The sequence below is a fragment of the Candidatus Melainabacteria bacterium RIFOXYA2_FULL_32_9 genome (assembly GCA_001784615.1).
Taxonomy (GTDB): Bacteria; Cyanobacteriota; Vampirovibrionia; order Gastranaerophilales; family UBA9579; genus UBA9579.
In genome coordinates this window covers 1-12653 of record MFRQ01000035.1, presented here as the reverse complement: position 1 = coordinate 12653, position 12653 = coordinate 1, and the positions used below count along the sequence as shown (strand labels likewise).

Genomic DNA, 12653 nt, shown 5'->3' with positions numbered 1-12653 from the left:
AGAAAAATCTGAAATAACTCTTCAAAAAGTCTTTACTTAATTTTTAATTTATAAAATCATGTTATATTAAATCTGATATTCAATTAAGGAGCTGGGAAAAAATAATGAATGAGGCAAATAAAAGACAGCCATTTTTCTATGATGTAACCCTTAGAGACGGCAATCAAGCCTTAAAAAAACCTTGGAATACAAAACAAAAAGAAATTATCTTTAATCAACTAATAAAATTAGGTATACAGGGTATAGAAGTCGGTTTTTCCGGCTCCAGCGATATGGATTTTGAAGCTTGTCAATATTTAGCATCAATTGCACCCGATAATGTAGTAATTTCAGGACTGGCAAGAGCTGTTGAAAAAGATATTATTAAGGTTGCTGACGCATTAAAAGATGCACATAAACCAAGAATTCATACATTTATTGCAATGAGCCCTTTTAATATGAAATATGTACTTAAAAAAGAACCTGATGACATAAGAAAAATTGCTGTTGAAGCTGTTAAATATGCAAAATCATTAGTGGGAGAAAAAGGTGAAGTGCAATTCTCTGTGGAACATTTTGGAGATTGTGCTGAAAATCTAAGCTTCGTTATTGATTCTTTGCAAGAAGTTGTACAGGCTGGAGCAAGGGTAATAAATCTTCCAAACACAGTTGAGCGCACCCGCCCGATGGAATTTGTAAAATTAGTAAATGAAGTAGTAAATGCACTGCCATCTGACACAATAATAGCTGTACATTGTCACAACGATTTAGGTATGGCGTCTGCAACAACTGTGGAAAGTTTCTTTGCAGGAGCTACACAGCTTGAATGCAGTTTAAACGGCCTTGGAGAAAGAGCAGGAAACACCAATTTATATGAAGTCACCACAAGTCTATTTAACTGTAACATTGATGTTCCTCTTGATATGACAAAAATCTACGAAACAGCAGTTATTGTTGCTGAAATGTCAAATATTCCAATATATGAAAAAAGCCCACTAATTGGACCTGATGCACTTGCTCATAGAAGTGGTATACACCAAGATGGTGCGTTTAAAACAAAAGGAATGCAAAAAGGAGCTTACAGACCTATACATCCTTCATTAATTGGCAGAGATGATGACGAACACCTTGGATTTACAAGCCAGTCAGGTAAAACTGCCATATATGAAATAATTACAAGAGCTGGCTACCCGATTACAATAGAAGAAGCAATAAGAATTGTGCCTTTTGTCAAGGAAAAAGCTGAAAAAATCGGAGAGCTCCCTGTCCAAACAATAATGGATATTTATCTTAAAGAAATATTTGAAATTGAAGGCCCATTCAAACTTGTTGAATTCAAAAAGATTGATAATGGTGAAAAAGAAAAATATAAATTATCCTTCACGTATAACGGCAAAGAATATGATACCATAGGGCACGGTGATGGCCCTCTTGAGTCATGTTTAGATGCACTTGCAGGCGCTGGATTTAAAGAAAAACTTCTACATTATGAGCAATCTGCTTTAGGCGAAGAAGTAAAAGGTGTTGCAGCTGATGCTATGACTGTAATTCAGCTCTCTGCAGAAAGTGGTGAAACAATAATATGTAGAGGCAAAGATACCAGCACCGTAAAAGCTAATGTTAAAGCAATATTTAACGGATTAAACCTTATTCATAACCTGAAAAATGCAGAAATAGCAACTACAAAAAGCTAAAGAATCCTGGCTTAAATTTTACATTTTTTGGTTTTTAAAGACCTTTTATTGTTATTATTTAGTAATAGTGGTAAAATTAAATTCTCACTAGTATAAACATTAATAAACTAAGGGGATATGGTAATAGTAGATTGGAGTCCCTAAGATGATTCAAGATCAAAATTGTGCAAAAGACAGACTTATTCTAGCTCTTGATGTAGATACATTAGATGAAGCAAAAGCACTAGTTTATGAACTTAAAGATTATGTAGGCATTTTTAAGGTTGGTCTGCAATTATTTACAAGCGTTGGACCAGAAATTATAAATATTATCCACGGAGAAGGTGGGAGAATTTTCTTTGACGGCAAATTTCATGATATTCCTAATACTGTAGCTAAAGCTAATGCAAACCTTGTAAAACACGGGGTTACCTTCTTTAACATGCACATTTCTGGTGGATCCAAAATGATTGCAACCTCAATTAAATTAGCAAAAGAAACAGCTAAACTGCATAAACTTCCAAAACCCATTATTCTTGGAGTAACTCTTCTTACAAGCTTTGGTCAAAGGACTTTAACTGAAGAATTAGGCGTAGAGAAGCATATTGATGATTATGTTTGCAGATTAGCAAAATTAGCTAAAGAATCGGGTCTTGATGGTGTAATTGCAAGCGCAACAGAAGCACCAAAAATCAAGAAAGAATGTGGAGATGAATTCATAATATTATGCCCTGCAATAAGACCCACATGGTCTGTTGTTAATGATCAAGTCAGATTTGTAACACCTACAGACGCTATCAGAGCTGGTGTAAATTATCTTGTTGTAGGAAGACCAATAACTTCAGCAAAAGATAAAGTTTCCGCCGCTAAATTAATACTGGATGAAATTAATGAAGCACTTAACAGTAGGTTTGAAGAAGAACTGGTCTAATTTTTAAACTTTTAAATATTTAAAAATCCCTGATAAGTTTATCAGGGATTTTTAGAATTATAAATTCCAGAATTAACCTTTAATAAGGTGTGCTTTTTCTTCTTCTGTAACACCTTTTATTGTAAGATTAACTCTTCCTTTTTCATCAACGCTCATAACCTTGACAACTACTTCATCACCAACGTTAATAGCATCTTCAACTCTTGCTATTCTTTCTTTTGAAATTTGTGAAATATGAACCATACCGTCCTTGCCTGGCGCAAGTTCAACAAAAGCTCCTATTGGTATAGTTCTTACAACCTTACCTCTTACAATAAGGCCTTCAGTGATTTTTCTTGTAAGGTTTCCAATAATAGAAATGGCTTTTTCAGTTGCCGGACCATTTGCACTGGTAATAAGTACAGTACCATCATCTTCAATATCGATGGTTACACCGGTTTCTTCAATGATGCCTCTGATTGTTTTACCACCAGGCCCAATTACTGCTCCAATGCTTTCAACATCTATCTTCATAGTGTGAATTCTTGGAGCAAATGGTGACATTTCTTTTCTTGGCTCAGGGATAACTTCTATCATTTTATCTATAATGAAGTTTCTTCCAACTTTTGCATCATTAATAGCTCTCTTAAGGATTTCAAAATCTATGCCTTTAATTTTCATATCCATTTGAAGAGCTGATATACCTTCTTTATTACCTGTCACTTTGAAGTCCATATCACCAAGGAAATCTTCAAGCCCTTGAATATCAGTAAGAATTGCTGTTTTATCACCCTCTTTAACGAGTCCCATTGCAACACCACCAACAACTGTAGTAATAGGAACACCTGCATCCATAAGAGCAAGACAGCTTCCGCAGGTACTTGCCATACTGCTTGATCCGTTGGATTCAAGTATGTCTGAATTAACTCTAAGTGTATATGGGAATATATCTTTAGACGGTAATGCCGGTAAAATAGCTCTTTCTGCTAATGCACCGTGACCTATTTCACGTCGGCCAGCGCCTCTCATTGGTCTAACTTCACCAGTTGCATATCCCGGGAAACTATAATGGTGCATATATCTTTTTGTTGTTTCAGGTGAAAGCCCATCTAATTCCTGAGCTTCTCCAGGCGAACCTAAAGTAGCAACTGATAGAGCCTGGGTTGCACCACGAGTAAACACGGCTGAACCATGAGTTCTTGGAAGGACTCCTACTTCAACAGTAATAGGTCTGATTTCATCGTATTTTCTTCCATCAGCCCTGACACCCTCGTTAATTACCATGTTTCTCATTATTTTCTTTTCAACACTTTTAAACTCTTCATTAACAAACTTAATTTCTGAAGAAGCTAAAAGCTGCTTAATTGAGTTTTCTTCAGGAAGTTCTTGAATTCTTGCATTTACAAGTTCTTTTGCTTGTTTAAGTTTTTCTTTTCTGGCATCCCTGTCAAAGTTATGATATGCCTCATTAATAAGCTGAGCAGCAACTTCTTCAACGAGATTATGAAGCTCAGTTGTGTCATGAGGATTAACAAATTCCTTTTTTGTAACTCCACATTGAGCTGCAAATGCTCTTTGAGCTTCAACCTGTTTTTTAATTTCAGGAAGTGCAAACTCAACTGCTGCAAAAATTTCTTCTTCAGGTACGAAATCACAGCCTGCTTCAACCATTAAAACAGAATCTTCTGTTCCTGCAATAACTATATCGAGAGCACTATAATCTGCTTCTTCGTAAGTTGGATTTGCAATGAATTTGTCATTAACTTTAGCCACTCTTACAGCACCAATAGGCCCTTGGAATGGAGCTCCTGATAATTCTAATGCTGTTGATGCACCTAATATAGCTAATGTATCAGGCTGTATATTTCTATCTGAACTTAAAGTAGCAGCAACAATCTGAACATCATTTCTAAATCCTTTTGGGAATAAAGGTCTTATGGGTCTATCAATAAGTCTGCTTGTAAGAATTGCCTTATCAGAAGGACGACCTTCTTTTCTTAAAAAGCCGCCAGGGATTTTTCCTACAGAATACATTTTTTCTTCATAATCAACGAGGAGTGGGAAGAAATCTATTCCTGGTCTTGGCTCCTCATTAACAGTAACCGAAACAAGTAGAACAGTTCCTTCACAACTAATGGTGACAGAACCTGCTGCCTGTTTTGCAAGTCTACCGGTCTCAAACTCAACCGTTCTTTCTCCAATTTTTAATGTGTACTTTTGAATTGAATCCATCTTTTACTTCTTTTCCTTCTTCTCTTTATATTTCCAATAAATAGTATATATTAAAAACACAGATATAATAAGTATGTTATTTTGTGTTATATATCTATTTCTGCAAAAGTCAGATATAAGTTGTTTTATAGCAATTTTTCACTATTCAGTATAAAATACTTATTACAAATTACTATCTGAATAAGGACTAAACATATGGAGAATTTAATTCTCACCGAAAAGAGAAATCCAAACACCATAAATATTGATCTCCTATCATCCAGGGATATAGTAGAGCTTATAAATAAAGAAGATTATAAAGTAGCGGAAGCTGTAAATAAAGAACTGGATAAAGTGGCAAAAGCTGTAGATATAATAACTCATAGTTTTTTGAACAATGGAAACCTTTTATATTTTGGAGCAGGAACCAGCGGAAGGCTTGGAATTCTTGATGCCTCAGAATGTCCACCGACATTTAACGCCAATCCTGATATGGTAAGAGGGTATATTGCAGGTGGGGATGTAGCTATAAAAAAAGCTGTAGAGGGCGCAGAAGATAGTTTTGAAGCAGGAATTACTGATCTTGTTAATTCAGGAGCAAAAGCCGGAGATGTAGTAATTGGAATTTCTGCCAGCGGTAATGCTCCTTATATACAAGGGGTTTTAAAAAAAGCTAAGGAATTAAATATTTCCACAATAGGACTTGCCTGCAACAAACAAGCAAAAATAAAAGAGTATTCTGATATCTTAATAGCTCCTGAAGTTGGAGAAGAGGTAATTACCGGCTCTACCAGAATGAAAGCAGGAACAGCTCAAAAAATGGTATTAAATATGCTGACAACTGCTTCAATGATAAGAACCGGCAAGACTTATGAAAATTATATGATTGATGTTCAACCTACTAATAATAAATTAAGAGATAGAGCAGCTAGAATAGTTTCAGAGATAGCAGAAGTGAATTATAAAACTGCTCAAGAAACTTTAATCTCAAATAATTATAATGTAAAAATCTCAATAATAATGCTAAAAGCTTCTCTATCTACCAAAGAAGCTGAAGAACTGTTACAGCAACACAATGGCAGATTAAGAGAAGCTCTATTTACTATAAAATAGCTATTTTTTTAGATTTTTTACTAGTTCTTTTACTTGTAAATCAGGCTTTTCTGTATGATTAAAATTTTCAATTGCTGATTCTATGTATTTCTCAGCTATTTCAAAAGAATTTTTAATATCTAAAGATTTTTGTTTTAAAAATTGTTCTTTTTCTTGATTTTTCATTACTACAATCTCCTTAATTTGTAAAAGGGTAAGATTTAAGACTAATAATAACCCGAATTGTTAAATCAGTAAAATGTTTATTAACTGAGTTAAAAATTCTTAAATATTTTACTGGCTATTTTTACCATTTTCCCATCTTAAAGCAGCCCCAGCAACTCTTTTGCCAAGATGTCGTGCGGTTTCACAGTCGCATTCAGGCGGAGCGGTCTCAGCTGACTCACTAAAAGGAGACATGGACATTGATCCAATAAATGAGCCTAATCTATTGAGTTCTTTTTTCTCAGGATCTTTTTGCAAATCTCCTGGAATCAAGCCCAAACTAACCCATACCATGCCATGCTGGGCAGCAAAAATAAATATTTGCATCATAGTATTAAGTTTATCCCCACTTGGCCAGCCTGAATTTACAAATCCAGCTGCAATCTTATCTTTCCAGCCCTGTTTCATCCAGACTTTAGAGGTAGAATCCATAAATATTTTGAATGGAGCTGATATTGTCCCCATATATGTAGGACTTCCAAATATTATCGCAGCTGAGTCAGCTATAAAATCCCAATTATCTTGAACCTCTTCTACAGATATTAACTTACCTTCAATTGATTCTACAGATTGTACTCCCTGCAAAACAAATTCAGCTTGTCTTTTTGTATGTCCACGTCCACTATGATATATTATTGAAACTTTTACCATATTAATATCCTCAGCCATTCTCATTGAATTCTTAGTTTTAGCATAGCATTAAATAAGGCTATACATAGTCTTATTATTGCTGTTATTTCAATTTAAATGGTTTTTCTACAGCTAATCTTAATAAACATAAAAAAAATATTAATTAATTATGAAAATTCAAAAATTACTATTATTATAAAATTATGCTTCAGATTATAAAAGGAACTTAAAAATGAAAAGTAAACTGGAAAAAATATTTGAAATCGCAAATCAAACATACAATGTGGATAAACTGGAAGTATGGACTGACTCTTATGTAGCAAGAGGCAATTTGCTTAATGAACCTGGAAAAACAGTAGAAGGCATTGTAACTTTGATTGACGTTGATGTTTATCCTATTTTTAGTGAATGTGAATGTTCAGGAGGCAGCGTTAGTCGCACCTGGCTGAACATTTTTGAAGATCAAATAATCTCATTTACATTCACTAAAAAAGGTGAATAGTTAAAGCCAAATTGTAGGTTGGGTCAAATTAATTTGACCCAACAATTTATAATATAATTAATAAATGGAATACCGAAGAGCGTTTATAGAAAATAGTTATATCTTCATTACCGTCGTTACAAGTAAACGACGGAAGATTTTGGTTAAAAACATAAAATTATTAAGAAAAGCATTTGAAAATGCTAAAAGATTTCATTTTTTTGAAATATATGCGGCAGTAATTTTGAATGATCATTTTCATATAATCATTAAGCCTGAAAAAACTAATAATTATCCAATGATAATCAGGTTAATTAAAAATTATTTTTCCAGAAATATTGATATTTCATCAATTGATGACTATGAAATTTCTCCAAGTCGCAAAAGTAAAAAAGAGAAAGATATCTGGCAAAGACGCTACTGGGAACATACTATTCAAGATGAAAAAGATTTATATAATCATCTTGATTATATTCATTACAACCCTGTCAAACATTGTTACGTCGATAATGTGAAAAATTGGGAATATTCATCTTTTCACAAATTTGTAAAAGATAATCTATATGATATTAATTGGGGCTGCTTTGAAGATGTGAAAAAGATTCAAAGTATGAATTATGAATGATTTTGTTGGGTAAAATTAATTTTTACCCAACCTACACTTTGCTACTAAACTCATCATACAAGGGTGCGCACTGCGCACCGATAAAAAGAAAGCAATAATAAGAATAAAGGAAAATTATGAAACTAGATATTAAAAAAGCATTTTATTCAATATTTAGCCATAGTAAGTGGCTACAAAATCTTATTATCGGTTGTTTGTTGTTTGGCATTTGCCAGATTCTTGTTGAGGCACCAGTAGTTATGCCTTATAAAATTTTTACTTCTGCAATTGGGTCCTTAATTGTTTTTGTTTTATTCGGCTATTTGGTACAAACTGCCCATAATGAAATAAATAATACGAATAATTTATCTCTAAATTGGTCAAGTTGTCTAAAATATTTAAAGTTTGGGCTTTATGTTAATTTACCGGCATATCTATATACCTTTTTATTATATTTACTACTATTTCCGTTAAATGTGTATTTTATTCGTTTATTAGTTAGGCACTCATTTTCATATGAGAAAGCTATAGTTATTCCATTGTCCATTCTTATGGTAATTTCGTATTCAATATTTTTCCCTTATGTTTCTGCAGTATTAGCTCAAGACTTTAGATTAAAAGATTGTTTTAAAATTTCTAATTTGCTTTTATCAATAAAAAAAGCTCTTCCTGAACTTATAAAGAGTATTGGGATTTCTTTCTTTTTATTTGTACCATACGTAATTTTAGGTATAATCAATATGTTTTATTTAAATGAAAAACTCAAAATAACATTTATAGTATTTCCTATCTATATAATTATTTATAATCTTTATGCACAAACATACAAAATAGCTTTAAATAGGGCGAGGAGTTGAACATGGGTATATCTATAGGTGACATAATTAAAGCCGGATATGAAGGTTATAAAGCGGGAAAAACTACAAAATCAACACAAAAATACTTAAAAGAAAGAATTCCCGAGCTTCAGAAGCTCGGCTATGATAATACAACCATTCAAAAAATGGTATATTTTGAACTTGGATATAATGAAATTGCAGGAACTATGTATAAAGCAGTCCGTAGGTTGGGTCAAATTATTTGACCCAACGATTTAAATCAGCATAATAAAAGCCCATACCTGTCACGGTATGGGCTTTTATGGTGAAGACTGGTGTACGAGTTTCGAACTTTTCTTCTACAAAATGTTGCATAATTGATAAAGAAAATTATTTATCCTTATTCATATTCTAGGAAAACTATCTTGAAGAAAAATCTCCCTTAACTGGATCAAGGCATTCAATTAATGACTTTTCTTTTGGGATAACGAACCAAAATCTTGATCCCTTACCTTCTTCAGACTCAAAATGAATAGTGCCACCGTGTAACTCGATTAATCTCTTTGTTAGTGCTAAACCAAGACCAGTTCCTTCTTGATTTCTTGAATAGGAAGAATCTATTTGCTTAAATTTGGAGAAAACTTTACTGTAATTTTCTTTTGCTATACCAATTCCAGTATCTTCAACCGTTATTACAAGCTCATTATTATTTATATCAGAATATATAAATATTTTGCCATTTTCAGGAGTATATTTAACAGCATTACTTACGAGATTATAAATTATCTGTCTAAATTTTCCCATATCAGCATTTATATTGGTATCAGATAATCGAATTTCAAGATTTATATTTTTCAAAGTAACCATAGACTCAAAGGTTAATATAATCTCATAAATGACTTGTTTTGAACTAAAATTCCCGTAACTTAATTCCATCTTGCCAGCTTCAATTTTAGAAATATCAAGTATATCATTTACGAGATTTAAAAGATGCTTGCCACTTGTCGACACATTATTAAGATACTTAACTACTTTATCTGATAACTTTCCGTAAACCCCTGTAAGAATCATATCGGTGAAGCCTATTATTGCATTAAGAGGAGTTCTGAACTCATGAGACATATTTGCAATAAATTCACTTTTTATTTTATTTGCGGCCTCAGCTGCTTCTTTTGCATTTTTTAATTCTTTTTGAAGTTTTACAAAATCTGTTATGTCAGAAAAAATAGTTGCAAATTTGTCTTTTTCACCGAGATAAACAGCTGATATATGAAAATATTTATTCATCGGTTCAAAGTATGTCTCAAATGTTATAGGATTTCCTGTTGAAGCAACTTTTGAATATATTTCAATATAGGGTGGTTTATCAGTTTTATATATGTCAGAGGCTCTTTTACCGATTACATCTTCTTTCTTTAATCCAAGTATAGATTCGTATGCAGGATTTACATCTAAAATTTCATATTCGACAGCTTTTCCATCTTCATCATAAAGAATCTCGTGAATGCAAACTCCTTCACTCATAGCTGAGTATAATAAACTATATATTTTTTCGCTTTCTACCAACCTTTTCTTATTATCATAACTGTTTTCAATGTTTTTTAACCAGTTATTTACTTTTAATTTTTCTGACTCTCCACTAAGAAAATGATCAGTAGTCAGGTAATAATCATCATTATTAAGTTCTCTAGTTCCAATAAAAACTTTTGGATGATTTGACAGAGAATCGGATAACGCTTGAAGATCCAAACTCTTAATATCATATCTGCATAACACTATACATTTACTATCATTCAGAGCTTTATTAATTGTAGACTCATATTTCATAAAAAATTCTGAACCCAGTGGGGCATCAGCTATCCAAGATGCCTCCCCTGTAACTCTTAACGCCGGATATCCCTCACTCATAGCTATATCCATTTCGTTCTGCCAGAATTTTATCATTCTATCAATGTCAAAATAACCATCTTTTATGTATGTGGCATTATGACTTAATATTTTTAACTGACCCTTATTTATTAAATAATTTACATCCAAACCTTCTTTATTTAAGGCATTTAATAACGCTTCTTCAGAAAGCGAATATTCAATGCTGATTATTTTCTCATTTCGCTCTATACCACTTTTTATATAAGATACCAATATATCTTTATGGTCATCCTCATTATCATAAATATGTACTATATGATCTTTGATTTTAACTCTTTCAATTTCTTCCTGGATTTTCTTTTTTCTATCTTCTGCAATCATTAAAAACAACTTTCTTAAAAACAGATTTTTATTCTTATACTCTTTATCATGAAACCAAATAAAATAAAATTATTGCCACACTTTTTATTTTTCATAATATCTTATGGAAAGATATTATTCTTGCAAAAGCTTATACTGGACATATTTCGACAAAATAAAAACCCCGGGCTGTTAACCGTGGGCTTTTATGGTGGAGACGGAGAGATTCGAACTCTATTTTTTATTTTTCACTTGTTTTCATCAAATTAAATTAAAGTTAATTATTTTATTGATATATAAGACTTTTAACCTGCTTTATTCTCTTTTGAATTTCACTTATTTTCATTAAAAATCATAAAATTTAATTTTAGTTTAGGCACAATTTAGGCACAGTATTTTATTTGTTTTTGAATAAAATACTATAAAGTATCTAGCATATTCTAAAGATTTTTATATAATCATCAAAAACAAATTTCCTATATTGTTTTTGATTTGTAATTTCTTTAAGAATACCAAGTCTTACGAATTCTGATATAAGCTTATTCGCAGAAGGCCAAGATATTTTTAGCTCTTTAGCCACAATGTCAACATTTATATACACATGCGAGTATAAAAGTCTTAATAGCTCATAACCTTTTTTTGCTCTTCTTCCAAGAGTATAGATTTTTTCTTCATTTTCTTTTCTGAGAAGATCTATTTTTTCAAAGGTTTGAATGGTTTTTTCAGCTGTTTGACATACTCCCTGCAAGAAAAACCTTATCCACTGTTCAAGATCATTTTTCTCTCTTACAAGGGTTAAAGAGTCATAATAAAGCTTTTTATTTTCCTCAAAAAATTCTGATAAATAGAAGGCAGGTTTTCTTAAAATACCACTATCTATTAATTGCAAAATTACTAAAAGTCTTCCTATCCTTCCATTTCCATCTAAAAAAGGGTGGATTGTTTCAAATTGATAATGAGATATAGCAATTTTTATTAATTTAGGTAAATCTAAATTATCATTATGCCAAAATTTTTCAAGATCAGCTAATAGTTCAGAGACTTCTTCAGGAACAGGAGGTACAAAAAAAGCATTTGAAGGACTTGACCCACCAATCCAATTTTGTGAGGTTCTTATTTCACCAGGTATTTTTTTTTCACCACGAACACTTCTAAGTAAAGTTTTATGAGTCTCTTTTATAAGCCTAATACAAAGAGGAAGGTCTTTTAAGGAATCAACAGCAGAATTTATTGCAATAATATAATTCCTAACCTCCTGCCAGTCATCTTTTCGTTCTGGCAATATCTCTTCTTCAGGCATAACAGCTTCATCAATAAGTGTTTTCGTACCTTCAATCCGACTTGATACTGTTGCTTCTTTTGCAACAAGCATAAAAATATAGAAATCTATATCAGGTACAGATCTAGAAAATGCATTTAATTCTCCTAACAGTCTTCCAGCATTTTCTAGAAGCACACTTATTTTTTTATCAGCTATATCAAACTCTCTATTTATATAAGATGGGGAAAAGCTCTTATATTCATGCTTTTTTATATAATTCCCAGCTTTATATCGTTTCATTTTTCTTCCTTAATATTTAATGAAATATATTACATTAAAAGTTTAAGGCTAAACTTTTAATGAGTCAATTACCATTATTAGATATTCAACAGAAATAATATAACATTTATTTCTGCGTCCATGTGGCCACACTTTAAAATCAAATCAAGCATGGTTTCTAACATTTTCAAAAAAGCCCTGTAGATTGTATGTTAAAAGTCAAGAAACAAGAGCAAAAGTTTCTTGATATTTAAGAGCCCA

At 32.1% G+C, this 12653-nt stretch carries 11 protein-coding genes; 7 read left to right on the top strand and 4 right to left on the bottom strand.

The window, feature by feature from the left end:
* Positions 1–104: 104 nt before the first annotated feature.
* A complete protein-coding gene (locus A2255_09550) occupies positions 105–1673 on the top strand; it encodes a hypothetical protein (protein OGI22605.1) in 1569 nt (522 codons plus the stop codon).
* A gap of 145 nt (positions 1674–1818) precedes the next feature.
* Positions 1819–2583 carry an orotidine 5'-phosphate decarboxylase gene (locus A2255_09545; protein ID OGI22604.1) on the top strand — a complete coding sequence of 255 codons (765 nt, stop codon included), beginning with the start codon at positions 1819–1821 and terminating at the stop codon, positions 2581–2583.
* A 72-nt stretch (positions 2584–2655) separates the two neighbouring features.
* Here the strand turns inward: A2255_09545 and A2255_09540 are convergent, their stop codons facing one another.
* Positions 2656–4794 (bottom strand): polyribonucleotide nucleotidyltransferase, encoded by a 2139-nt coding sequence (locus A2255_09540; protein ID OGI22603.1) that lies wholly within the window; start codon positions 4792–4794, stop codon positions 2656–2658.
* A gap of 195 nt (positions 4795–4989) precedes the next feature.
* Here A2255_09540 and A2255_09535 point away from each other — a divergent pair, with 195 nt between their 5' ends.
* Entirely contained in the window at positions 4990–5886 is an 897-nt protein-coding gene (locus tag A2255_09535) for an N-acetylmuramic acid 6-phosphate etherase (protein ID OGI22602.1), read from the top strand.
* Between the two features lie 273 nt (positions 5887–6159).
* Here the strand turns inward: A2255_09535 and A2255_09530 are convergent, their stop codons facing one another.
* The gene (locus tag A2255_09530) at positions 6160–6741 is read right to left on the bottom strand and encodes an NADPH-dependent FMN reductase (protein OGI22606.1); all 582 of its coding nucleotides are present in this window, start codon (positions 6739–6741) and stop codon (positions 6160–6162) included.
* A 211-nt stretch (positions 6742–6952) separates the two neighbouring features.
* On the opposite strand from A2255_09530, the gene A2255_09525 reads away from it, so the two are divergent.
* The 4 genes from A2255_09525 to A2255_09510 all read left to right on the top strand — a co-directional run bounded on the left by A2255_09525 (position 6953) and on the right by A2255_09510 (position 8889).
* Positions 6953–7222, top strand: coding sequence for a hypothetical protein (locus A2255_09525; GenBank protein ID OGI22601.1), 270 nt, complete (start codon positions 6953–6955; stop codon positions 7220–7222).
* A gap of 64 nt (positions 7223–7286) precedes the next feature.
* Positions 7287–7826 (top strand): hypothetical protein, encoded by a 540-nt coding sequence (locus tag A2255_09520; protein OGI22600.1) that lies wholly within the window; start codon positions 7287–7289, stop codon positions 7824–7826.
* A gap of 116 nt (positions 7827–7942) precedes the next feature.
* Positions 7943–8662 carry a hypothetical protein gene (locus A2255_09515; protein ID OGI22599.1) on the top strand — a complete coding sequence of 240 codons (720 nt, stop codon included), beginning with the start codon at positions 7943–7945 and terminating at the stop codon, positions 8660–8662.
* Positions 8663–8664: 2 nt separating this feature from the next.
* The gene (locus A2255_09510; protein OGI22598.1) at positions 8665–8889 is read left to right on the top strand and encodes a hypothetical protein; all 225 of its coding nucleotides are present in this window, start codon (positions 8665–8667) and stop codon (positions 8887–8889) included.
* A 154-nt stretch (positions 8890–9043) separates the two neighbouring features.
* Here the strand turns inward: A2255_09510 and A2255_09505 are convergent, their stop codons facing one another.
* On the bottom strand, positions 9044–10873 hold the full coding sequence (locus A2255_09505) for a hypothetical protein (protein ID OGI22597.1): 1830 nt from the start codon (positions 10871–10873) through the stop codon (positions 9044–9046).
* Between the two features lie 409 nt (positions 10874–11282).
* On the bottom strand, positions 11283–12413 hold the full coding sequence (locus A2255_09500; GenBank protein OGI22596.1) for a cell filamentation protein Fic: 1131 nt from the start codon (positions 12411–12413) through the stop codon (positions 11283–11285).
* Between the last annotated feature and the right edge of the window lie 240 nt (positions 12414–12653).

What these genes read in the sequence shown, in the direction of transcription:
- A2255_09550 (OGI22605.1), top strand. Translation starts at nt 105, where the DNA reads ATGAATGAGGCAAATAAAAGACAGCCATTTTTCTATGATGTAACCCTT.
- A2255_09545 (OGI22604.1), top strand. Translation starts at nt 1,819, where the DNA reads ATGATTCAAGATCAAAATTGTGCAAAAGACAGACTTATTCTAGCTCTT.
- A2255_09540 (OGI22603.1), bottom strand. Translation starts at nt 4,794, where the DNA reads ATGGATTCAATTCAAAAGTACACATTAAAAATTGGAGAAAGAACGGTT.
- A2255_09535 (OGI22602.1), top strand. Translation starts at nt 4,990, where the DNA reads ATGGAGAATTTAATTCTCACCGAAAAGAGAAATCCAAACACCATAAAT.
- A2255_09530 (OGI22606.1), bottom strand. Translation starts at nt 6,741, where the DNA reads ATGGTAAAAGTTTCAATAATATATCATAGTGGACGTGGACATACAAAA.
- A2255_09525 (OGI22601.1), top strand. Translation starts at nt 6,953, where the DNA reads ATGAAAAGTAAACTGGAAAAAATATTTGAAATCGCAAATCAAACATAC.
- A2255_09520 (OGI22600.1), top strand. Translation starts at nt 7,287, where the DNA reads ATGGAATACCGAAGAGCGTTTATAGAAAATAGTTATATCTTCATTACC.
- A2255_09515 (OGI22599.1), top strand. Translation starts at nt 7,943, where the DNA reads ATGAAACTAGATATTAAAAAAGCATTTTATTCAATATTTAGCCATAGT.
- A2255_09510 (OGI22598.1), top strand. Translation starts at nt 8,665, where the DNA reads ATGGGTATATCTATAGGTGACATAATTAAAGCCGGATATGAAGGTTAT.
- A2255_09505 (OGI22597.1), bottom strand. Translation starts at nt 10,873, where the DNA reads ATGATTGCAGAAGATAGAAAAAAGAAAATCCAGGAAGAAATTGAAAGA.
- A2255_09500 (OGI22596.1), bottom strand. Translation starts at nt 12,413, where the DNA reads ATGAAACGATATAAAGCTGGGAATTATATAAAAAAGCATGAATATAAG.